This window comes from Pseudomonas lutea, assembly GCF_000759445.1.
Lineage (GTDB): Bacteria > Pseudomonadota > Gammaproteobacteria > Pseudomonadales > Pseudomonadaceae > Aquipseudomonas > Aquipseudomonas lutea.
The window spans coordinates 1,103,106-1,127,002 of sequence record NZ_JRMB01000002.1; the positions used below are offsets into that span (position 1 = coordinate 1,103,106).

At 61.4% G+C, this 23,897-nt stretch carries 17 protein-coding genes; 10 read left to right on the plus strand and 7 right to left on the minus strand.

Features of this window, described 5'->3' with window-relative positions:
• Positions 1–15 precede the first annotated feature (15 nt).
• Both LT42_RS17200 and LT42_RS17205 read left to right on the plus strand, forming a co-directional pair.
• Positions 16–645: a DUF4136 domain-containing protein gene (locus tag LT42_RS17200; protein ID WP_037015490.1), complete on the plus strand. Its 630-nt coding sequence runs from the start codon at positions 16–18 to the stop codon at positions 643–645.
• 41 nt (positions 646–686) lie between these two features.
• A complete protein-coding gene (locus LT42_RS17205; protein WP_037015492.1) occupies positions 687–1,253 on the plus strand; it encodes a DUF4136 domain-containing protein in 567 nt (188 codons plus the stop codon).
• Positions 1,254–1,609: 356 nt separating this feature from the next.
• Here LT42_RS17205 and pbpC read toward each other — a convergent pair whose 3' ends face one another.
• Complete coding sequence (gene pbpC, locus LT42_RS17210) at positions 1,610–3,946, minus strand: peptidoglycan glycosyltransferase PbpC (protein WP_037015495.1); 2,337 nt, start codon at positions 3,944–3,946, stop codon at positions 1,610–1,612.
• Positions 3,947–4,107: 161 nt separating this feature from the next.
• Between pbpC and LT42_RS17215 the strand changes: the two genes are divergently transcribed.
• A complete protein-coding gene (locus LT42_RS17215; protein ID WP_037015498.1) occupies positions 4,108–4,401 on the plus strand; it encodes a hypothetical protein in 294 nt (97 codons plus the stop codon).
• Positions 4,402–4,684: 283 nt separating this feature from the next.
• On the opposite strand, the gene LT42_RS17220 is transcribed toward LT42_RS17215, so the two are convergent.
• Positions 4,685–9,622, minus strand: coding sequence for an alpha-2-macroglobulin family protein (locus tag LT42_RS17220; protein WP_037015500.1), 4,938 nt, complete (start codon positions 9,620–9,622; stop codon positions 4,685–4,687).
• Between the two features lie 139 nt (positions 9,623–9,761).
• Between LT42_RS17220 and LT42_RS17225 the strand changes: the two genes are divergently transcribed.
• Positions 9,762–11,102, plus strand: coding sequence for an MATE family efflux transporter (locus LT42_RS17225; protein ID WP_037015502.1), 1,341 nt, complete (start codon positions 9,762–9,764; stop codon positions 11,100–11,102).
• On the opposite strand, the gene LT42_RS17230 is transcribed toward LT42_RS17225, so the two are convergent.
• From LT42_RS17230 to LT42_RS17250, 5 genes are all read right to left on the minus strand, one after another.
• On the minus strand, positions 11,092–11,985 hold the full coding sequence (locus tag LT42_RS17230; protein WP_037015505.1) for an alpha/beta hydrolase: 894 nt from the start codon (positions 11,983–11,985) through the stop codon (positions 11,092–11,094). The genes LT42_RS17225 and LT42_RS17230 overlap by 11 nt on opposite strands.
• A 91-nt stretch (positions 11,986–12,076) precedes the next feature.
• Positions 12,077–13,990, minus strand: a complete 1,914-nt coding sequence (gene speA, locus LT42_RS17235; protein ID WP_037015507.1) for an arginine decarboxylase — start codon at positions 13,988–13,990, stop codon at positions 12,077–12,079.
• 183 nt (positions 13,991–14,173) lie between these two features.
• Positions 14,174–14,545 (minus strand): translation initiation factor Sui1, encoded by a 372-nt coding sequence (locus LT42_RS17240; RefSeq protein WP_037015509.1) that lies wholly within the window; start codon positions 14,543–14,545, stop codon positions 14,174–14,176.
• A gap of 162 nt (positions 14,546–14,707) precedes the next feature.
• Positions 14,708–15,253 carry an NUDIX hydrolase gene (locus LT42_RS17245; protein WP_037015513.1) on the minus strand — a complete coding sequence of 182 codons (546 nt, stop codon included), beginning with the start codon at positions 15,251–15,253 and terminating at the stop codon, positions 14,708–14,710.
• A gap of 3 nt (positions 15,254–15,256) precedes the next feature.
• Positions 15,257–16,297 carry a DUF2333 family protein gene (locus tag LT42_RS17250; protein ID WP_420806910.1) on the minus strand — a complete coding sequence of 347 codons (1,041 nt, stop codon included), beginning with the start codon at positions 16,295–16,297 and terminating at the stop codon, positions 15,257–15,259.
• Positions 16,298–16,632: 335 nt separating this feature from the next.
• Here LT42_RS17250 and LT42_RS17255 point away from each other — a divergent pair, with 335 nt between their 5' ends.
• The 6 genes from LT42_RS17255 (at position 16,633) to prmA (ending at position 23,870) form a co-directional block, all read left to right on the plus strand.
• Positions 16,633–18,291 (plus strand): diguanylate cyclase, encoded by a 1,659-nt coding sequence (locus LT42_RS17255; RefSeq protein ID WP_037015519.1) that lies wholly within the window; start codon positions 16,633–16,635, stop codon positions 18,289–18,291.
• A gap of 104 nt (positions 18,292–18,395) precedes the next feature.
• Entirely contained in the window at positions 18,396–20,183 is a 1,788-nt protein-coding gene (locus LT42_RS17260; RefSeq protein WP_037015521.1) for a protein-disulfide reductase DsbD, read from the plus strand.
• A gap of 149 nt (positions 20,184–20,332) precedes the next feature.
• Entirely contained in the window at positions 20,333–20,785 is a 453-nt protein-coding gene (gene aroQ, locus LT42_RS17265) for a type II 3-dehydroquinate dehydratase (protein ID WP_037017475.1), read from the plus strand.
• Positions 20,786–20,865: 80 nt separating this feature from the next.
• A complete protein-coding gene (gene accB / locus LT42_RS17270) occupies positions 20,866–21,321 on the plus strand; it encodes an acetyl-CoA carboxylase biotin carboxyl carrier protein (RefSeq protein WP_037015523.1) in 456 nt (151 codons plus the stop codon).
• A 17-nt stretch (positions 21,322–21,338) separates the two neighbouring features.
• A complete protein-coding gene (gene accC, locus LT42_RS17275) occupies positions 21,339–22,688 on the plus strand; it encodes an acetyl-CoA carboxylase biotin carboxylase subunit (protein ID WP_037015526.1) in 1,350 nt (449 codons plus the stop codon).
• A gap of 303 nt (positions 22,689–22,991) precedes the next feature.
• Positions 22,992–23,870, plus strand: a complete 879-nt coding sequence (prmA, locus tag LT42_RS17280) for a 50S ribosomal protein L11 methyltransferase (protein ID WP_037015529.1) — start codon at positions 22,992–22,994, stop codon at positions 23,868–23,870.
• Positions 23,871–23,897 lie beyond the last annotated feature (27 nt).

The following is a 23,897-nucleotide window of genomic DNA, read 5'->3' on the forward strand; positions in this document are numbered from 1 at the left end:
GCTGCGGAGACCCTCATGAAACGCCGTCTCGCCATGCTTTCTCTCTGCTTGGGCCTCGCTGCCTGTCAGAGCCCAAATCCTTACCGCGCCGTTTCGGCGGCGATCCCACCCGCCCCGCCTCAGGCGGCGAATGCGATCGACATGAGCGCCTACCCTGCTGCGCCGCGCGATTACGGCCGTTATCGCAACTGGACCTGGCTTAACGGTCAGCTACCGCCCGGCACTGTGTGGGCCGATTCTGCCCAAGTCGCCGAAGCGGTCAGCAATGGCCTGGATCAGCGCGGTCTGAGGCCTTCCCGCAACCCGCAGGCGGCCGACCTGCGCGTCGCCGCCAGTACGCGCACCGAGACCCGGATACGGCAAGTCCGCGAGGATTATTACGATCCATACTACGGCGGGTCCGGTGTGGGTTATTACGGTGGCAATGGCTACCGCAATGGTTATGGCGGGTACGCCAGCGTGCCAATCGTGCGCACCTATCAAGAGCAGGTGGTGGTGGTGAACATCAGTCTGTTCGATGCCCGCAGTGGCCAACCGGTGTGGAGCGCAAGCGCCGAAACTGGCAGCGGCGGCGACCAGTCCGCTCGCGCCAAGGCCTTGCGCCAGGCGGTGCAACAGGCCCTGTCGGCCTACCCGCCGGCATAACTGACGCCGCACGGCCTTTGATTACACTCCGGAGAACCCCCATGTATCGCCACATCACTGTCCTATGTGTCGCCTTGCTACTCGGTGCCTGCCAGACCGATCGGGTCAACCGGGACTTCGACGCCCAGCGCGACTTCGGCGCTTACCGATCCTGGGCATGGAAGGAGCCCGGCCTGCAATATCAGCCCAACGACCCGCGTATCAATAGTGACCTCACCGAGCAGCGCATCCGCCAGGCAGTTGGCGAGCAACTCGAGCAGCGTGGCCTGCGCATGGCCGCGCCCGGTGCGAAAGCGGACCTGCAATTGCAGGCATGGCTGATCGTTGAAAACCGCCAGCAAACGGTGACCACTAACTACGGCGGTGGCGGTTATTGGGGCAATCCGTGGGGCGGCTACTGGGGCGGGCCGATCGGCACCGAAACGCGCAACGTCGATTACAAAGTCTCGACGCTGCAGATCGACATGCTTGACGGCAAAGACGGCAAACTCGTGTGGCGCGGGAGCACCGAACAGATGGTCAGCGACAGTAATGCCAATCCTGCTGCGCGCCAGCAGGCCTTGCGCCAGACCGTGCAGAACATCCTGCAGCAATATCCGCCGCATTGAGGGTCGTCGCATGGCCAACACAGCGAATCCGAATATGCCGGCGAACTGAATGGATACCATGAACCTGCATATGCCGCCGGCCCAATGAACACCGCGAAAACTGAACATGCCCACGACGCAATGAACACCGCGAAATATGAACATGCCGCAAACCCGGTGGGCGCTGCAAATCCGTAGGAGCCGGCTTGCTGGCGAACCCGATGTGTCATTCACCATCGTGGTGCTTGAACAACAGCGTTCGCCAGCAAGCCGGCTCCTACGGTAGATCCGGTCATTTGGGCCGCGTCCGCGCCGGCGATCGGGTCATCCGCAGGCCGTATTTCGTCTGGCAAATGGATTACAGCTGCCACGGCGCTTCACTCCACCACACTGAACCCCACCCGGGCGGTCTGCCCGCTTTCATCCAGCACGCTCAGCTGATAGCGGCCCAGGCGCGTAAAGGTGTGGATATAGCTGTCCTGACTGGTGGTGTCGCCCACCGGCAGGCCGTCGATGAACCACCAGCGCCGCCCGCTCCCGCCCAACGTCGACAGCTTGAGCCGCAACAACTGCTGGCTGCCGGCCGGCAACCGCAGTTGATCACCCTCCCTTACCCCGACCACTGACAATGGCGGCGCCAGGTTCAAACCTGACGGCGGGCATGACGGGTCGATCTCCGGCAAACGCGCCTCGCGCCGTTCGATTCTTGGCAGCCAGGGCTCAAGCGGCGCTGGCCAGAGTGCGATGTCTTTTGCGTGAGCCTGTGGACAACTCGCCGCGACGCGCAAGCCCTTGTCGTTGACCCAGATCTTTTCCGTCAGGCCGAGCCCCAGCGGCTGATCGGTGGCTTGCAGGGTTGGCGGGGTTGTACCGTCGAGCGTCCAGGCGAAGCGCTGGCGTCGGCAATTCGGGTCACTCTTGCTCATCGGCTGCCCAAGCGGCCAGCAGATTGCCGCCACGCCAACGTTGAGCGGGACCGGCTGCACGGGCGGCAAGATGTTGCGCTGGGCATCGCGGTTCACCAGCAAGTCATGCACCTGCAGCATCAGCGGCGCTGCCGATGCCAGACCAAACTGTCCGGGAACGGGCGTTCCGTCAGGCCGGCCGATCCACACGCCGATCAGAAACCTCGGCCCTACGCCAATCGACCACGCATCACGAAAGCCGTAGCTGGTGCCGGTTTTCCAGGCCAGTTGCGGCCGCTGAACGAGTTCTGCGTGGGGGTCGAGATCAGGCCGTGACAGACCACTGAGAATCCGCCGAATGATCCACGCGGCGCCCGGCGACATCATCGGCCGGTCACGCAGTCGGTCGTCGGGTTGCAAACGGATATCGGCGCTGCGCCCGCCCCGCGCGAATGCGCTGTAACCACCCACCAGATCTTCCAGCCGACTGCCCGCGCCACCGAGGATCAACGCCAGGTTGGGTTCGGCCAGGGGTGGCAAGGTCAGCGGCACCCCGCCGTTGCGCAGTTCCGCCGCGAAGCGTTTCGGGCCGTAGGCCTCCAGCAATTGCACCGCCGGCAGATTGAGCGACATCGACAGCGCCGAACTCGCCGCTACCGCACCATTGAAGCCTGAGGAGAAATTGCCGGGACGGTAGTCTCCATAGCGCCGGGGCACGTCTTGCAGCAAGGACTCGGAATGTATCAGCCCGGCGTCGATGGCCTTGCCGTAGAGAAAGGGCTTGAGCGTCGAGCCGGGCGAACGTAAAGCGCTGACCATGTCCACATGACCGAAGCGTTTCGCGTCGCCGATGTCCACCGAACCGACGTACGCGCGCACGGCCATGTTCTGCGCCTCCACCACCAGAATCGCGGCCGACGTGCGCTCGGGCAAACGGGCGCGCCAGCCCAGCAGCAGGTCTTCGAGACGACGCTGCAGACCGGCGTCCAGCGTGGTACGGATCAACGGCGGGCTGTTGGGGCGATTCAGGCGTCGGGCCAGCAAGGGCGCCAGGCTTGGTTCCTGACGAGGCGCGAGCAGGAGCGGTTCTTCCAGCGCCTCATCGACCGCCTCTTGCGGCCAAACTCCGAACTCGGCCAGGCGCCGCAGCACTTTGTCCCGAGCGGCCTGGGCGCGTTGCGCATGGCGATCAGGGCGCAGACGACTCGGCGCCTGCGGCAGCACCGCCAACAGCGCTGCGTCGGCACGGGTCAACTGTTGCGGAGACTTACCCAGATACGCCCAACTGGCGGCCGCAACGCCCTGCAACGTGCCACCAAACGGCGCGCGGTTCAGATACAGGATCAGAATGTCCTGTTTGGACAGATGCCATTCCAGCTGAGCAGTGCGCCACAGCTGTCGCAGCTTGCCCGCCAGCGTGCGCGAATGCGGGTCGAGCAGCCGGGCGACCTGCATCGACAGCGTGCTGCCGCCGGATACCACATGGCCACCGCTGAGGTTTTGCCAGGCGGCGCGCACCAGCGCCATGGGGTTCACACCCGGATGCTGGTAAAACCAGCGGTCTTCGTAGGTCAGCAGCGCTTCAAGGTAATACGGCGAGACTTGCTCGACCGTGACCGGGTAGCGCCAGACGCCGTTGGCATCGGCGAACCGCCATAAAGGCGTGCCGTCTTCAGCGAGCACCACGCGGGCCAGATCATCCTTGGGCAAGGGCAGCGGCCAGATTCGGTCGGCGAGCCAGAGCAGCAGGCACATGATGAGCAGGCTGCCAATGAGCCAAGCGGCAGTGCGCGCCCAGCGTCGCTGCATTCGCGAGCAAGCTCGCTCCCACAACCCTGACGCGGTCTGTCGCCGCAATAATCCAGCGATCTTCACAGAAAGCCTTTACCCGGCAGGGAACTCGCCCAGACAATCGACAGCCAAAGCGAGCAACACCGTTTTTGGTCCACGCCCCTCATCAGGAAGCAGATATGCAGGTAGAAAGCGTTTTCGAATGGCTCGGCCAAGTGATTGGCGCCGTGATCCGCTTCGTCGTCGACGGTTTAAGCTGGTTGTTCAACATGTTCACTCACGCGGGGGGCAATTTCGTTGACGGTCTGTCGCGCACGTTGGGGATGGACACCTCGATCGTCAGCATCATCGCCCTGATCGTCGGGCTGATGCTGCTGTATTCGGCCATCCGCGCCTTTATGCGGGCCTCGATCATCATGGGGATCATCTGGCTGTTTCTGGGGTTGTGGCTGTTGAGCTGGATTATTCATTGATTGCCGTGCAAGGCTGACGCCATCCACCGTAGGAGCGCGCTTGGTCTGGGCCGCATCCGGACGATGGCACTTCTTCAGTGAACATTTTCATTTCAGACCCACCGCAATCGCGGGCAAGCGCGCTCCTACAGGGAACAGCGCTGTCCGCGAGTTTTTTGATCGTTCCCACGCTCCGCGTGGGAATGCCGCCTCAGACGCTCGGCGTCAACTGACGCAGAGCGTCAAGCCAGTGCTACCACGCAGAGCGTGGGAGCAATCAGGCCCAAGAGCGATCACTTTTCTTCTACTTCTTGCCCTTCACCACCAACTGCGCCGGCGCGTCGCCCAGTGCCTGCCAGTTCGGCCGATACATCGACTCCACCTGCGGCGGCGGTACGCGGTACACGCCCGGCGTCACAGCCCGCGCCAGGTACAGCAGGTGCACGGTGTTGAAGCCTTCCAGGTCCACCGCAGCCACATAACGATCCCCGCGGAATTCCTGATGCTTGAGCCCGGCGTTTTCCATCGAGTCGCGCCACTGCTTCACGGACTCGCTGGCGTCCTCCAGGCTCGCCGCACTCTGCGCCAGGTTCTGGTTCTCGATCTCCAGACCCGCCGGCAGCAAATCCACCACTAATGCATCCGGCACGCGCTCCTTGGCCTTGATCTCCAGATGCACCAGAACCAACGCGCCGCTTTTCAAGGCGTTCAGGTTCAACGCTTCGCCGTCCATGCCGAGATAATCACGACGAATCGACAGGTTCTCGCCCCCGGCCGCGGGCGGTTGCGATGGATAACCGGAAATGGTCATCTGCTGATACAGCGTTTCGCCGCCGGTGTTCTGAACGGTCAATGGCGTGGCCAGCACTGAGCTGTCCAGCTTGACGCCTGGCTGGTCGTTGCTCAGCTCGCGATTATTGCTGCCGCTGGTCAATGTCGCCGCCCATTTGGCTTCGGGCTTGCCGAGCAGGTCGCGGCCGGCGAGGAACAGCGAGTTGCGCTCCTGCGTCGACAGGTAGCGATTCGCCGCGACCTGATCGGACAGCGCAAACAGCCGCTCCTCGACCTTGTCCGGCGCCAGTTTGTTTTCTTCCAGCAGCGACAGAATCAGCGCCTGATCACGCAACGGGCTGCCGTAATCAGCGAGCCAGTCGTTGGCCTTGCGGCCCACCGCCAGCCCTGCAAGCAAGGCCTGATCGGCACGCGGTTTGTCGCCCATCTTCTCCAGCGCGATGGACAGCTGCACCAATGGCAGGCCCGAACGCGCGTCGCTACGACGGTCGAACAAACTGCGCAGCGCACCCAGTGGCGCTTGCTGGCTACGCGACAACACCAGACCGGCGTAAGCCTGCACAGCGAAGCGAGTGTGATCCGCGTTTTCGCTGTAATTGACCTCGATCTGATTACGCTCCTGCAAGTAACGCAGCAGCCGCTCGTTGGCCTTTTTCAGCGCGTCCGGTGGCACGGCAAAGCCCTGGTCGCGAGCGCGCAGCAGGAAGTCAGTGACATAAGCGGTCAGCCAGTACTCTTCCTCTCCGTCCGCCGCCCACAAGCCGAAGCTGCCGTTATAGCGCTGCATGCCAATCAGCCGCTCGATGCCCAGTTCAATCTTGCGCTTGCGCTCGGCGTCGGATTCGCCCTCCAGCCCCAGACGTTTCAGCGTCGCCGCGTCGGCATACAGTGACGGGTAAAGGCCGCTGGTGGTCTGTTCGAGACAGCCATATGGGTAGGCTTTCAGCGCGCGGATCTGCTCGCCGAGATTCAGCGGCGGACGGCTCGACACCGACAGCAGCGCCTCGCGTCCTGCCGGCTCGAACGCATCAAGCGCGCCTTCCGGCAGGTTCCAGGCCTGATCCTTAAGCACCGCGCGGTATTGCTTGAGCATCGCCGGGTATACAGGGCGCACGCCGATGGTCCATTCGCGGCTGAACGCCGGCAGGTTTTCGCCCGGCAGGTTTTCGCCCGGCAGATCCAGGCCGTTGACCGTGACCCGAATGACGCCCTGGCCGAAACCGCCCAGCGCCTTGACCGGAATCTGCAGCGTCGTGCGCTGACCCTGATTCAGGCTGACAGCCTTGGCGCCGTCGCCTTCGGCCAGACTCAACTGCCCATCGGCAACCACCTGCACGCTGAGTTTTTGCGCTTTGCCGGACAGGTTCGACAGGTCCAGCGCCAATTTGGTCTGATCACCGCCAGCAAGAAAACGCGGGGCTGACAGCTCGGCAATCAACGGTGCCGCGACCACGGTTTTGGCCTCGGCCATGCCGTAGCGCTCATCGGTCCAGGCCTGGGCCATGATGCGCAGCTCACCGTTGAAATCCGGGATGTCGACGCTGACTTCCGCATCGCCCTGCTCGTTCAGGGTCACGGGCGCGCTTTGCAGTGCGACGATGGTGACGCTGGTTTCCGGGCGTTTGCCGCCTTTGGTCAGCGCTGCGTCGCCACCGAATGCCAGGCTGGCGAGACGGTTACGCCCGGCCTCGATCAGTTGGCCATAGATATCCAGCTGATCGGCGCCGTACTCCTTGCGCCCGAACAACGCGGCGAACGGGTCCGGCGTTGCGTATTCGGTGATATTCAGGATGCCCACGTCCACTGCCGCGACCAGCACATGCACGTTCTTCGGAATCGTGCCGTCGGCGTTCTTCGCGTTGACCTTAAGCTTGAGCGGCTGCTTGGGCCGCATCTTCTCCGGGGCTGTCACGGTCAGCGCGAGCTTGCGCTGCGAGCGATCAAGCGGCAGGTGCAACACGCCCACGGCGCGCTTGGGCGTGACATTGGCCTTGCGCTCACCCGGACGAATCACCAGCGCGCTGACATACAAGTCGTGCCGAGCCCACTTTTTGTCCATCGGGATGTCGTAGGTTTTGCCTTCAGCGGGCACATCGATCTCTTGCCACCACAGCGGCCCCTCGCTCGACTCAACCAATAGATAACCCTTGCCCGCCGACGGCGGCGTCACCGTTACCTTAGCGGTATCGCCATCGGCATAGGCCGGCTTGTCCAGCGCCAGCTTGACCTGATCGGGACGCACGGCACCGCCTTCGGCGTTATCCTGCCAGCGATAACCGGCCCAGAAGCGCATGCTGCTGATCAGGCCCGTGGTTGGGTCCTCGACTTCAACGCGGTACGGGCCCCACTCCACTGGAAAGCTGATTTTCGCCGTCGAGCCCTTCTTCACGCTGAGGGTTTCTTCGGACAGATTGAGAAACTTCTCGTTGAAGTGGTAACTCCAGCCATCGCTGTCGGAGTAGTTCCAGTAGTAATCGCGGCGCTCACGGACCAGCCGCACCTTGAGGTTGTCGGCGGCCAGCTTGTTGCCCTGGGCGTCGGCCATCAGCACTTCGAACTCAACCGGGCCGTCACCGTCAGTGGCTTCGCCGTCGAACAATCCGCGCAGGCCCGGCATGGCGTCGGCAGGCCAGACCGGCTGGGTCAGACGCCGCGTGATCGGACGTCCACCCGACTCCTGCAGACTGGCCTGCAGCACCAGTTCCAGCGGTGAACGGGCCTTGGCCCACTGGCTGTCCATGCTCAGGTCGAGCTTGCCGTTGGCATCCAGGGTGCTGTCTTCGATTTCCAGATCCTGCTTGAGATCTTCTTCGGTCACCGAGCCAAACTGATAACCCGGCAGGCCAGGCACGGCTTCTCGCAGCGGGCGCACATACAGCTGACCGCTCAGGCGATTGCCCGACGCCGGCGCGCCGTAGAGGTATCGCCCGGTAATCGCCACATCGAACGGCGCATCGGGGGCCAGCGGCGTGTCGCTGCCCTTGAGCTCCAGCGCCATACGCTCCGGCAGGAAGTCTTCAACCTGGAATTCATACAGCTGCGGCTTGCCGTCGCCCAAGTCGAAGACCAGTTGCCAGCGACCCGTCGGCGCTTCCTCCGACAGCTGCAATTGATATTGGTACAGCCCGCTGGCGTCAGCGTCCCACACGAATTTGCGACTGATCTGCTCGTCAGGGCGACGCACTTCAACGGTGATCGGCTGGGGCTTGACGCTCTTGCCGTCGCTGTCACGCAGCAAGCCGTTGAGCAGCACCACTTCGCCCGGGCGATAGAGATCGCGTGGGCCGAAGATGAAGAATTGCAGCGGGTGCGCCTTGGGGCCAGTGATGTCGAATTCGGCCAGATCCAGCGCGGCACTGTTCAGGCGCAGCATGCTGGTTTGCTCGCCCTGATGCGCCAACAGCACCTCAGCCTTGGCCGGCAGTGGCAGTTCGGCGTGGCCGGCGTTGTCAGTCTTGCCCTGCCCGATCACGCGGCCCTTCTCGTCATACAGCTCGACGTCGACGCCGCTCAGGGCTTTGCCGCCTTCGAGCGCCTGGGTGAATACGTCCAGTCGGTTGGCATAGCGGTGAGCTGACAGGCCGATGTCGCTGAGGGTGAACAGCGTCGCAGGCTGCGTGTAGTTGTAAGTCCCCGACGCGCGCATCACCGCCAGGTAAACGCCCGGCTGTTGCAGCGGTTTGAGGCCCGAGATCGGCAGCAGAACGGTTTCGCGTGTGTTGCGCGCAGGGTTCAGGTCGAAACGGCCGCTGTAGACCAGATCGGCCAGGGGCAGCAGCTCTTTGGACTGGTAACTCTCGAGACTGGACGAGCCCTCCCACGAGCCGAGAAACGCAGGCAGCGACTCGGGCTTGATGCGGAAGAATTCGACGTCAACCTTGTCGACATTCAGCGCGATGACTGGAAGGCCCTCGGCCAAACGTGTCGGCAGCAGGCTGCCGCGACTGGCGAAGCCCACGGTTGCCTGCAGGTCAGCCGTTTCCAGCCGCGCGGAATATTCGGCTGCGAGGGCATTGTTGTTCACTGCCAACAGCCCCGGATCAATGGTCAGCACCAGCTTGCGCTTGGGCTCGAGGTGACGAAGCCGCAGCTCCATGAGATTGTCGGAAAGCTCCCAGGCGCCATCCACCTTGCCATCCTTGCTGTCGACCAGGTGCAGCTTTTCAGCGAACTTCTGGTCTGGGTTCAGTGGCACCGAAAAACTCAACGACAGCGTGCTGGCGCCATCAAGCTGAACTTCCGAGACGTCCACCACCGTCAACTCACGCCCGGCGTAACGCTTGCTTAGCGCAGGAATGTCCACCGCAGGCTTGGGCTTGGCATCGGGGCCCGGTTGCGCAGCTGTAGCAGCCGGCGACGCGGGGACAGGCGCGGGTTTATCGGAAGTAGAGGAATCGCAGGCACTGAGCAGTACCAGCGCGCAGGCCAGGAACAATCCTTTGTTTAGCATGAGGCACTCATTTGGACGGCAGCGATGAGGGAGCAGAAGTTATAGCACCGCTTTGGCAATCGTAAAGCGCGGCGCGCACATAGACCGTGGGTTTGTGTGTTTGTTCTCGCTACACTCGCGCGCTTGCCCGGGAGCCTTCATGTCCAACTTCTTCAACGACTGGCGCCAGCGCGCGACGCATCGGCAGGTGTGGGCGCTGGCCGCACCCATGATCCTGTCGAATATCTCCGTGCCGCTGGTTTCGCTGGTCGACAGCACGGTCATCGGTCACTTGCCCCACGCTCACCAATTGGGCGCCGTGGCCGTGGGTGGCACGCTTTACAGTTTTCTCGCCTGGGCCATGGGCTTCCTGCGCATGGGCACCACCGGCTTCGCCGCCCAGGCTGCCGGGCGCAACGATGGCGCGGCGCTGCGGCAGGTGCTGTTGCAGGGTTTGTCGCTGGCGCTGGGATTCTCCGTGCTGCTGGGTCTGATCGGTCTGCCATTCCAGCACCTGGCGCTGGAGATGATGCAACCCTCCGCTGATCTCAACGACCTGACCCGGGACTTCTTCCACACGCGGCTGTTCGGGTTGCCAGCGGCATTGGCGAGTTACGCGCTGGTGGGCTGGTTCCTTGGGCTGCAAAACGCAAGGGCGCCGTTGGCGATTCTGCTGACCACCAACCTGGTCAACATTGCCCTGAACCTGTGGTTCGTTATCGGCCTGGACTGGGGCGTGGTCGGCAGCGCGCGGGCATCGGTTATCGCCGAATGGACTGGCGCACTGCTCGGGCTCGCCCTTACCCACCGAGGCTTGCGCAGGTACCCGGGACAGCTGGCATTGTCTGCGCTTAAACGCTGGCAGAGCTGGCGACCGCTGCTCACAGTCAACCGAGATATCTTCATTCGCAGCCTGATCCTGCAATCGGTGTTCTTTTTGATCACCGTTCAAGGCGCTCGCTTGGGCGATGCCACGGTGGCCGCCAACGCACTGCTGCTCAACGGTCTGCTGCTCATGGCCCACGCGCTGGACGGCTTGGCGCACGCCGTTGAAGCCCTCTGTGGACACGCGATTGGCGCACGGGATCGCGAGGCATTGCGGCGCTCGCTCAACGTCTCCGCAGGCTGGTCGCTGATTTGCAGCGTCGCGTTTGTGGGGCTGTTTCTGCTCGGCGGGCGCCTGTTCATCGAGATGCAGACCGACATCACCGCAGTGCGTGACATCGCCTTCGTTTATCTGCCTTACCTCGCCGTGCTGCCCTGTGTGGCGGTCTGGAGTTATCTGCTCGACGGTCTGTTCATCGGCGCCACCCGCGCTCGCGAGATGCGCAACGCGATGATCGTCACGGCACTGATCACCGCACCGTTCGCCTGGCTGGCGAGCGGCTTCGGCAATCACGGGTTGTGGCTGGTGTTTCTGCTGTTCATGGCATCAAGGGCGCTGACGTTGGGGTATCTGGCCAGAGGCTTGAATCGCAGCGGCGGATGGTTCAATGGCTGACCGAGACGCTTGATACCTGAGCCTGATCCTGGGCGTGAATAAACGCTACGACTTCTTCCAGCACCGGCGCAAGGCTGCGTAACGGCCGGGCAAATGCTCCCACCAGCGTGCGATGGGTGGTGCGTGAGAAATACACCTCGCGCACTGACACGCCCTGAGCGCGCAAACCAATGGCCATGCCCCCCGTGTTGCGTTGCGGGTTCACTTCCGTATCGTCCACCGAAGCGATCAGCAGCGCAGGCGGTGACGTTGCGCTGACATGGTTGATCGGCTGGGAGTCAGGTGGCGAATTCGGGAAGTAGAACACTGGCTTCACCTCCGCGTCTTCGATAGGCAGAAAATCATAGGGCCCGGCCAGACCGATCCAGCCCTTGATGATGGAAGGCGTCGCACCCGCCGTCGCCAGCCATCGCGGATCGAGGGCCAGCATCGCCGCGTTATACGCCCCGGCACTGTGGCCCATCACATACAATTTCCCCGGGTCACCGCCAAACTGACGAATGTGCCCGCGTGTCCAGACAACCGCCTGGGCGCTGTCCTGCAGCAGCTCCTGGTAATGCACTTGTGGGTACAGCCGGTAATCGGCAAGCACAGCAACGATGCCCCGTGACGCGAGCGCTTCACCGACAAAGGCGTAGTCACCCCGCGATCCGCTGATCCAGCTGCCGCCGTAAAAGAACACGACAACGGGCGCATCCGCAGCGGCGTCTTTGGGCGTGTAGACATCGAGTTTATTGCGCGGGTCAGGGCCGTACGCCAGATCGGACACTCTGCTGAACGTGGTGCCTGGGGTAAATGCGTTAAGCACCTTCAGCGGCGAGCAGGCCATCAACAAAACCATCAGCCCGGCGGTGAACACTGATTTGAGCGCCAGTTTGGTCATGGTTCATGCTCCTGAAACAATGAATGACACCTTACTGTGCAGACAAACGAAAACGGGCCACCAGGGCCCGTTTTTGAGAGGTGCTACATCATCACGACGACAGGTAGGACGACCGCGTCAGGCCCAGACGCAGCGCATCCAGGAACTGGGTACGTTCGCGCGGGGTGATCTTGGCGCTGGCAACTTTGTCCCGGTAGTGGGTCATCAGCTCTTCGGGCGACAAATGCACGTAACGCAGCATGTCTTCGATGGTGTCGTGGGTTTCGATCCCGGCGGAATACGCGCTGCCATCCTGGTTCTGATAGATATTCACCGAGTCGGTGTCACCGAACAGGTTATGCATGTCACCCAGAATCTCCTGATAGGCACCGACCAGGAACACGCCCAGCAGGTAATCCTCGCCCTCGTTCAACGAGTGAACCGGCAGGCTGGTTTCGATGCTCTGCTCGTCGACGTACTGATTGATCTTGCCGTCGGAGTCGCAGGTCAGGTCTTGCAGCACGGCGCGACGCAGTGGCTCTTCGTCCAGACGATGCAGCGGAATGATCGGCAGCACCTGATCAATCGCCCAGGTATCCGGCAGGCTCTGGAACACCGAGAAGTTGCAGATGTACTTGTCAGCGAGCTTGTCATTGAGCTCGTCGAGCACCTGACGATGAGAACGCTGACGCGCCTTCAACGAGTTGTGCAATCGGCGGCACACCGCGAAGTAACACTGCTCGCCCAAGGCCTTCTGCGCCAGGGTGATCTTGCCGTCCGAGTACTGGGAAGCGATGTCGCTCATGTAGTGGGTGGCGCGCCAGTAGGTCTCGGTGACCATTTCAATGTCAGTCGGACCCAACAGGTCGATCAGCCATTGCAGCGTTTCGGGCAGGCTTTCCTTGTCGGTGATTTCCGGCACTTCGTCGTTGTGACGCTCGACGTCAGTGACCTGAATCACCAGCATGGCGTGGTGCGCGGTCAGCGAGCGGCCACTCTCCGAGAAGATATGCGGATGCGGCAAGCCCTGCGCATCACAGAACTCCTTGAGCATCCCGACCACTACACCGGCGTAGTCGTCCATGTCGTAGTTGATCGAACTGGCGTTGCGCGAGTGCGTGCCGTCGTAATCGACACCCAGACCGCCGCCGACGTCAATGTGATCGACCGGCAAGCCGAGGTTGCGCAATTCGCCGTAATAACGGATCGCTTCCTTGAAGCCGTGCTGATAGTCGGCCAGGTTGGCGATCTGCGAGCCCATGTGAAAGTGCAGCAGACGTATGCCCTGATCGAGCCCAGCCTTGGTGAAACGGTCGACGACCGACAGCAACTGTGCAGCGGACAGCCCGAATTTGGACTTCTCGCCACCTGTATCGGCCCACTTGCTTGAGGCCAGCGAAGACAGACGCACGCGCAGACCCACCTGCGGGGCAACCTTCAGCTCGGCGGCTTCTTCAATGACCAGTTCGACTTCGGATTCTTTCTCGATGACGATGAATACGTTGTGACCCAGCTTTTGACCCATGAGGGCCAAGCGAATGAACTCGCGATCCTTATAGCCGTTGCAGACGATCGTGCCACCCTTGGGCGCCAGGGCCAGCACGGCCATCAGCTCAGGCTTGGAGCCGGCCTCCAGACCAATGGAAACGTTTTGCGTGGCGATGATGTTCTCAACCACCGCCTCCTGCTGGTTAACCTTGATCGGGTACAGCGCGGTGTATTTGCTCTGGTATTCCAGACGGGCGATGTTCTCGTCGAACGCACCGGTCAACTGACGAACGCGGTCCTGCAGAATGTCAGGGAAGCGCACCAGCAATGGCAGGGACAAGCCGCTCTTGCGCAACTGATCGACCTGCTCGTAAAGATCGATGGGTGAGCTGTTCGGCCCATTGGGACGAACCTCAACGCGGCCGGCTTCATTGATTGCGAAATAACCGGCCCCCCAATGACGGATCCCGTAGACACTGCGGCTGTCCGCCACGGTCCATTGGCTGCCATCGTCTTTGCGTGTGCGTCGTACGGACATCAAAGTCCCCTATAGAAAAGTCATAAAGCCCCGGCCTGACCGGCTGGGCGCAGTGTAGAGCGTGGAAATGACGGTTTGGCGCCTGCTCGCCATGGGGCAATAGACCCGCATTGCGCAGCAGAGTTTGCATGGGTGACTGCGGCCAGACCGACGACATAAATCAAAGGGCTTGAAACCGATGGCTCAACCGCCGGACTTCTTGGCCTTGAAGCCCTGCTTCACCAGTTCGGCCAGCAAGGTTTCAACGTGATCGCCTTGAATCTCGATGACCCCCTCCTTGAGCGCGCCGCCGGTGCCGCAACGACGTTTGAGCGTGGTCGCGAGCTCCTTGAGCGCGTCCTCGGCAAGCGGGACGCCTGTGATGGTGGTCACGGTTTTGCCGCCACGGCCTTTGCTTTCGCGGCGCACGCGAGCAATGCCATCACCTTGCGGAATGAGTGTGCTCTTGCAGACGCAGGCATCGACAGGCTGACGGCAGTCGGGACAATGCCGACCTGCATCGGTTGAAAACACCAGGCCGCCGAGTGCGGCGAAGGATGCGGCTTTTTTGGCCACCGGCAATCCTCTTGTTGAGGAGCGAAGTCTGGCCGACGGGAGCCGACCGCGAAGCCCCACTCAGGCAGGGGCGGCGCTACCGGATCGCTAGGCGGTCCGGCGTGAAAAGTCGCGCAGTGTAACGGCAAAAGGCGCAGTTGCTAAGTGCAAATATGCGCCAATTTACGGAACATTTGCGACGCCTTCCAAATAGCGTTTCAGAGCGGCCAGAGAGTCGGGACAATACGGCTTTTCAGCCGATTCAAGCAGGGCTTTTTCAACGCCAATGAAGCGCGCCTCGCAGACCTCTTCGGGCTGCAGGTTCAAGGGGCCGTCCCAAATGGCCGAGAAGACCGCGCACCACAGCCGATTGCCCGGTTGGTCGAAAAAGAACCGCTCGTGGGCAGTCAGCTGCACACCGGAAACGCCCAACTCCTCTTCGAGTTCACGCGCGGCGGAGAGCTCGTAGCTTTCGTCTGCCTGCACCATGCCGCCCGCTGCCACATCCCAGTATCCGGGATAGATGGCTTTGCTCAGCGTGCGGCGATGCACGCAGAGCTCTCCCGCCGAATTGAAAAGCAGAATGTAGGTCCCGCGGCCTATGAGCCCGCGTTCGCGCAACTGGGCGCGAGGCATGGAACCCAAAGGCTGATCGTGATGGTCGACCCAGGCAATCATTTCCTGATCAGAGGCCGCCCGGTGAGCGGCCTCACGTTGTGACACCTTCATTAATCAGCCTTGAGACAGTAGCTGGCGCAGGTCGATCACTGCTGCGTTGGCACGCGACAGGTAATTGGCCATAACCAGCGAGTGGTTGGCGAACACACCGAACGGGCTGCCGTTGAGGATCATCGGGCTCCAGATGGGCTCTTGCGAGGCCTCCAGTTCACGGATGATTTGACGCACGCTAACGGTCGCGTTCTTTTTCGCCAGGACATCGGCGAAGTCCACCTCGATCGCGCGCAGCAAATGCGAGAGCGCCCATGCCTGACCGCGTGCTTCGTAGAACACGTTATCGATCTGCATCCATGGCGTTTCCACGATCTCTTCATCGACCTGCGGGACTTCGCCCGGCTTGACCGTGACGGTCGATTGCGCCTCGGTTTTCAACGTGCTGTTCAACTTGACCCGACCCACGCTGGCAGACAGCCGTTGGGAAAGCGAACCGAGTCGGGTACCGACGTCGCCCAGCCAGTTATTCAGGTTATCGGCGCGGGTATAGAACAGCGCGCCTTTCTGGTTTGGATCGGAAAGGCGCGCTTGGTAGCGGCTCAAGGCAGCGATGCCCTCACGGTATTGAGACTCGCTGGAAGGCAGCACCCAGCTCTTGTTATCAAAGTTGAACAGTGGCTCGGCGCGTGCGAGATCACCGTCTTCCGCGGACTGCGACTGCGAGCGAGCGAAGTCCTTACGCAAGGCACGACTCAGATCGCGCACTTGAACCAGCACGCCGTATTCCCAGCTCGGCATATTGTCCATCCACAGGCCAGGCGGGGAGCGGTCGTTGGAAATGTAGCCGCCTGGCTTGTCCAGCAACGTGGAGGCCACGGTCTTCAGCGTTTCGACGGTGGTATAACCCAGCACCATCTGCTTGCCTTCACCCTGCGCCGCAGCCTGGGCCTGCTGCTGGACGGGGAACAGCGCCGGTTCGCTGCTCCACCAGATACCGAGGACGACGGTGATGACCAGATAGATACCCACCACGGCGCCGACAGCGCGACTGAACAACAGGCCTCCCCAATAGCTGCGGGAGCCGCGTGGTGCCTTACCCATCGGCTTTTCGTCAGCGCGTTCAGTTCCCGCGCTGCCCGGGCGTTTCTTCCAATCCAGCATGGCCTAGTCCTTTCAATCACGGAATTCAGTGCTTCTGACCGCAACCTTACAGCAAGGTGCGTTTGTCAGGAATGTGATGGCAGCGGCAATTGTTTAGCAGCTGAGTCGGGCACTTGCAGGGATAAAGCGGGAACCACAAATAGCTAAAGCTGGAAATTTGAACGACATGGCAGTCAAAAGGACCGGAAACTGACTTAAGGCAATTCGGATGAGGGTAACAAGTGATACCATAGCGCCATCATTTGTATCGGCGTCTCCCTATAAAGAAGTCAGCCATGACCGAAGCTGCAGACCCGAGCCGCGACCGGCTCAAACACCACTTTGCCCAGCGCGTTATCCATCAGGCCCGTCAGATTCTTGAGGTGTGGCAGCGCCTGCAGCAAAGTGAATGGTCTGCTACGGATATGGTGGAAATCACCGAAGCCAATCAGCGGCTTCTGCGCTTCGCTGAACGCTTCGAACAGGTCGAGCACGTGCAACTGGCCACCGCGATCAACCTCTCGCTGGTGGACATCGAAGCCAACCGTGGGCGCTTGAGCAGCACGCTGATTACAGACCTCAATCGTCTGATGCAGCGCCTTTCCCGGACAGGCTTGCGACACGGCGACCGGCTGGAACAAACGATCTTGCCGCCCCTGCGCAAGCCCATCTACATCGCTTTACAGGATCCCGAGCGGGGCGAACGGCTGGCCCAACAGCTGGAATTTTTTGGGCTGAGTGCGCAATCGCTTGGCAATGTCGACACTTTCCACATGACCATGGCCGAACGCTTGCCGGCCGCGGTCGTGATGGATGTGGATTTCAATGGCGCAGGCGCGGGTTTGACTCTCGCCACCCAGATGCAGGAAGGACTCGAACAGAAACTGCCGTTACTGTCTTTCAGTCACCTCGACACTGACACGCCGACCCGCCTGGCTGCGGTGCGCGCCGGCGGCGAAGAATTTTTGACCGGCACGCTCGACGCGTCGAGTCTGCTGGAAAAGATCGAAATCCTGACTCGCGTTGCGCAATACGAGCCTTACAAAGTGCTCATCATCGATGACTCCCGAGCGCAGGCGAAGCACACGGAAGGCCTGCTGAACAGCGCCGGCATCGTCACCCGCACGCTGCTTGATCCGATCAAGGCCATGCTGGAGCTGGCGGAGTTTCAACCTGACCTGATCATCCTCGACATGTACATGCCCGGCTGCACAGGCACCGAACTGGCCAAGGTGATTCGGCACAACGATCGCTACGTCAGCGTGCCGATCATCTATCTTTCAGCCGAAGATGATCTGGACAAACAGCTGGACGCAATGAGCGAAGGCGGCGACGACTTTCTCACCAAACCCATCAAACCCCGCCATTTGATCACCACCGTACGCAATCGCGCGGCACGGGCCCGCAACCTCAAAGCGCGCATGGTTCGGGATAGCCTGACTGGCCTGTACAACCACACGCACATCCTGCAATTGCTGGAGGACTGCAGCTTCCGCGCGCGGCGCGAAAACAAGCCATTGAGTTTCGCAATGCTGGACATCGACCACTTCAAACGGGTCAACGACAGTCACGGCCACCCCATGGGCGACCGCGTGATCAAAAGCCTGGCACTGTTCCTGAAGCAACGCCTGCGCAAGACCGACTACATCGGGCGCTACGGAGGGGAAGAATTCGCGGTGGTGATGCCAGACACCGACCTGCCGGCCGCCTATGGCGTACTCGACGAGATTCGCCAGCGATTCGCCGAAATTCACTACCCTGCGCAGCCCGCCGATCTGTGCTGCACGTTCAGCGCCGGCGTGGTGGAGATCGCCGCAGACGATGATGCCCTCATGATGGCTTCCCAGGCAGACGAAGCGTTGTACCGCGCCAAGAAAGCCGGTCGCAATCAGGTGCATGGGCTCAGCCTTGCCGCCTCGACGCCGAGCAGGCACCGTCATCCCGACATCGTGTGACGGGATAGGTCCTACACCATTTTCAGACCGAAGAAATTCAACCCTCTCAGCATGTGCCCAGACACTCCGCTATCATGCGCGGACTTTTGTGATGCGAGACCGCCATGCGCCGCCTGCTTTGTCTGTTGCTGCTGATCTGTGCCCTGCCCGCCTTCGGCGCGAGCTTTCTGGAGAACAGACCGAGCCCCACTCTCGGCGGCCCAGCAGTCGATAACAGCAAGGATTTCCTGCCCGTTCGCCAGGCGTTCCAGCTGAACCTGTCCGACACAACACCCGACGCCATCAAGCTGCAGTTCATTGCCACCGAAGGCTACTACCTTTACCGCCACCGCTTTCAGTTTCGCACCGAGCCCGCCGACATCGGCCTGGGCGCTGCGCAATTGCCGGACGGCGAGAAAAAACATGACGAGTACTTTGGCGACGTCGAGGTTTATCACGGCATCCTTGACGTCAGCCTGCCACGCAAGCGAGGGGACAGCCGCCATTTCACGCTGGTTGTCACTTACCAGGGCTGCGCTGACAAGGGCCTGTGCTATCCACCGGAAACCGAGCGGCTGAGCATTGGCGGCGCCAGCCCTGCCGAGTCCGATACACCACTCGCAGGCGATGTCACTCAGGTCGAGTTGAGCTGGAAACAGCTGGTGCTTTTTTTCCTTGCAGGCGTCGGACTGACCTTTACTCCCTGTGTACTGCCCATGCTGCCGATCCTTTCGGGCGTGGTTCTGCGCGGGCAAATCGGCGGGCTGCGCGGGTTTTCCCTGTCGCTGGCCTACGTGTTACCGATGGCGGTCTGCTTCGCGCTTTTGGGTGCGTTGATGGGCATGTTTGGCGCCAGCCTGAATCTACAGGCGCGCCTGCAATCGGCGTGGGTTCTGGTGCCATTCGCCGGGTTCTTTGCGCTGTTCGCCATCGCCATGTTCGGCGTGTTTGAATTACGCCTGCCCCGCGCCATCAATGAACGGCTCGACCGCATTGCCGGCAATACGCAAGGCGGTTCCTTATGGGGCGCAGCGGTGCTCGGGATCGTGTCGAGCCTGCTAGTCTCGCCTTGTGTTTCCGCTCCCCTGGCCGGGGCGCTCCTGTACATCAGCGCAAGCGGCGATGCGGTGGGTGGCGCGATGAAGCTGTTCGCGCTTGGCCTGGGCATGGGTGCCCCGCTGGTCATGGTCGCAACGGGCGGCGCGGCGTGGCTTCCGAAAAGCGGGCCATGGCTGGTGGCGGTAAAAAATGCCATCGGCGTGCTGCTTCTGGGCCTGGCCATTGGATTGCTCAGCCGAGTCATTCCCGGCCAGGCCACCTTGCTCCTAATCGGTTTGCTGGGAGCTGGCGTGGCGTTGTTTCTCGGCGCCCTTGAGGGTGGCGCGAAGACCACCCGTGGCCGACTCGCCCAGCTGCTGGGGCTGTTCTTGCTGATGTATGCGCTTGCCTGCTGGTACGGCGCGTTCAGTGGCCAGACCGACCCGCTGCGCCCGTTGGGCCAGACGCAAACAGTTTCGGGCATTACCCGGCAGCCCACGGACGACCGCTGGCAAACAGTGACCGAACCAGCCGAGCTGGACCGTATCCTCGAAGAATCGAAAAACGCAGGCCAGCCAGTGCTGGTCGACTGGTACGCCGACTGGTGCATCAGCTGCAAGGTCATCGAACATGAGGTTCTGCCTCATCCCGAGGTCGTCGCGCAGTTAACGGCCTTCACACTTGTTCGCTTTGACATGACCGACAGCAACGAAAAGCAACGGGGATTGCTGGACCGCTACAAACTGTTCGGTCCTCCCGCACTGCTGTTTTTCGGAAAAAACGGCAACGAGCTGAGCGATGTACGTGTCGTCGGCGAAATTGACGCCAAAGCGTTCTCCGAGCGGCTTTCTAGAGCAAATGACCAAATCCGGTGACGCGGTCACAAACTTCGCGCGAACATCGGACAACGTGCTGAATATTGTGGGTAACTGGACAGTCCATCGCACTTTCCGGCATAGTCGCTGCCCATCAGCGGCTCATGCTGCAAGTGAGCGCCGTAAAAGCGAACAACAAGGAACACACGATGGCGACTTTCCTGGTTCTTCACGGACCCAACCTGAACTTGCTAGGTACCCGCGAACCGGGGATCTATGGCTCGATCACGTTGGCCGATATCAATCAGGATCTGGAGCAGCGTGCGCGTGAAGCGGGTCATCATCTGATGTACCTGCAAAGCAACGCCGAATACGAGTTGATCGATCGCATCCACGCTGCCCGCGATGAAAGCGTGGATTTCATTCTGATCAATCCGGCCGCTTTTACGCACACAAGCGTCGCCATACGTGACGCGCTGCTGGGAGTGAGCATCCCATTCATCGAAGTGCACCTGTCGAACGTGCACAAGCGCGAACCTTTCCGCCATCACTCCTACTTTTCAGATGTTGCCGTAGGTGTGATCTGCGGCCTTGGCGCCAGCGGTTACCGACTGGCCCTGGAGGCCGCCCTGGAACAATTGGCCAAGCGTTCTACGACGTGAACGGCGCAGTCCCTGACTGAGCCAGACCGCCGGAACCGGCCACCAAATCCCCCTGACCGTCCCTTGGGAGTTGATGATTAATGGATATCCGTAAAGTCAAGAAACTGATCGAATTGCTGGAAGAGTCCGGCATCGACGAACTGGAAATCCGTGAAGGCGAAGAGTCCGTACGGATCAGCCGTCACAGCAAGACTCCAGCACAGCCTTACTACGCACCTGCGCCAGTAGCAGCTCCAGCGCCCGCCCCGGTTGCAGCACCTGCCGCCGCCGTCGCCGAAGCGCCTTCCGCACCAAAGCTGAACGGCACTGTCGTTAAATCGCCAATGGTCGGCACCTTCTACCGCACCCCGGCGCCTGGTTCGCCAGCGTTTGTCGAAGTCGGCAAAACCGTGAAAAAAGGCGACACCATTTGCATCGTCGAGGCGATGAAAATGATGAACCACATTGAAGCGGAAGTGAGCGGCGTTATCGAATCCATCCTGGTAGAAAACGGTCAGCCGGTTGAGTATGACCAGCCGCTGTTCACCATCGTTTGAACCGGGGAGAGCCTGCGATGTTGGAAAAAGTCCTGATCGCCAACCGCGGCGAAATCGCCTTGCGCATCTTGCGTGCCTGTAAAGAACTGGGCATCAAGACCGTCGCGGTCCATTCCACGGCAGACCGTGAGCTGATGCACCTGGGCCTGGCAGACGAAACCGTCTGCATCGGCCCGGCGCCAGCCAACCTGTCGTACCTGAACATCCCGGCCATTATCTCGGCTGCGGAACTCACCGGCGCCACGGCGATTCACCCTGGCTACGGTTTCCTCGCGGAGAACGCAGACTTCGCCGAACAGGTCGAGAAATCGGGTTTCGCGTTCATCGGCCCTAAAGCCGAAACCATTCGCCTGATGGGCGACAAGGTTTCCGCCAAAGACGCCATGAAACTCGCCAGCGTACCCACCGTTCCTGGTTCTGACGGCCCGCTGCCCGAAGACGAAGAAACCGCGCTGCGCATTGGTCGCGAGGTCGGCTACCCGGTGATCATCAAAGCCGCTGGCGGCGGCGGTGGTCGCGGCATGCGCGTGGTTCACAAGGAAGAAGACCTGATCGAAGCGGCCAAACAGACCCGCGCCGAAGCGGCTGCATGGTTCAGCAACCCGATGGTCTATCTGGAGAAATACCTGACCAACCCACGTCACGTGGAAGTGCAGGTCATTTCCGACGGTCAGGGCCAGGCGATCCACCTGGGCGACCGCGACTGCTCCCTGCAGCGCCGTCACCAGAAGGTCCTGGAAGAAGCGCCGGCCCCGTTCATCGACGAAGAGGCGCGTCAGGCGGTGTTCGCCAGCTGCGTGAAGGCGTGCATCGACATCGGTTACCGCGGTGCTGGCACGTTCGAGTTTCTTTACGAGAACGGCCGCTTCTACTTCATCGAGATGAACACCCGCGTTCAGGTTGAGCACCCGGTTTCGGAGATGGTCACTGGTATCGACATCGTCAAGGAGATGCTTAGCATCGCCGCCGGCAACAAGCTGTCGTATACCCAGGATGACGTCGTCATCACCGGGCATTCGCTGGAGTGCCGCATCAACGCAGAAGACCCGAAGACGTTCATCCCGAGCCCGGGCCTGGTCAAGCATTTCCACGCACCAGGCGGCAACGGCGTCCGTGTGGATTCGCACCTGTACAGCGGCTACAAGGTTCCGTCCAACTACGACTCCTTGATCGGCAAGCTGATTACTTGGGGCGCCACCCGCGACGAAGCCATGGCGCGCATGCGTAACGCTCTGGACGAAATCGTGGTCGACGGCATCAAGACCAACATCCCGCTGCACCGTGATCTGACCCGTGATGAAGGCTTCTGCGAAGGCGGAGTCAACATTCACTACTTGGAACACAAGCTGGCTGCTGACAAGCACTGATTCGCCAGCAAGGTGCCGTACCCGCAAAGCCGCTTTCGAGCGGCTTTGTTGTTCCCGGGGTGGGCAATCTGAGTATTTCGGGACGCGCCCATCCTGTGGAACTCGCTTCAGCCGGGAAGAGGCCGGGGTGACCGACATCATCTTCGCGGTTTGAAGCCTGACGCCTTCCCGGCTAAAGCCCGCCCCACTTTCCCGACCTCACTGCGACACCCACTTTGTTGTTTCCCCGCGAACCCCGTAAACTTGCCGGTCTTTCGTGGCCGTTGCGCCGCTTATCAACTTCCAACTCGAAGGTCACCCGCCATGCCTTGGCTGCAAGTCCGTCTCGCCATTAGCCCCGAACAAGCCGAAACCTACGAAGACGCCTTGCTCGAAGTCGGCGCCGTATCGGTGACGTTCATGGACGCTGAAGACCAGCCGATCTTCGAGCCAGAGCTGAACACCACGCCACTGTGGTCGCACACGCACCTGTTGGCGCTATTCGAAGCCGACACGAATGCTGATCAAGTACTTGCCCATCTGCAACTGCTGACTGACGCGCAATTGCCGGAGCACACTCATGAGGTGATCGAAGATCAGGATTGGGAGCGCAGCTGGATGGATAACTTTCAGCCGATGCGTTTCGGCCAGCGGCTGTGGATCGTACCGAGCTGGCACGCCGCGCCGGAGCCCGAAGCGGTCAATCTGCTGCTCGACCCGGGTCTGGCTTTTGGCACCGGCACTCACCCGACCACCGCGCTGTGCCTGGAATGGCTTGACGGCCAAGACCTGAGCGGCTGCAACGTGCTGGACTTCGGCTGCGGCTCCGGCATTCTCGCCATCGCCGCATTGCTGCTGGGTGCAGAGCAGGCCGTCGGCACCGATATTGACGTTCAGGCCCTTGAAGCCTCTCGCGACAATGCCGGGCGCAACAACATCGCGGCCGAGAACTTCCCGCTGTATTTGCCTGAAGACTTGCCACACGTGCCCGCCGATGTATTGGTGGCCAATATCCTCGCGGGGCCGCTGGTTTCCCTGGCGCCGCAACTGGCAAGCCTGGTCAAGCCCGGCGGCCGTCTGGCGCTGTCCGGCATCCTTGCCGAGCAAGGCAATGAAGTGGCCACCGCTTACGCCGAGGCTTTTGAGCTGGACCCGATTGCCAACCGTGATGGCTGGGTACGGATCACTGGTCGTCGCCGCTGACAGCCCGTTGCCCTAAGATTCTGCCAC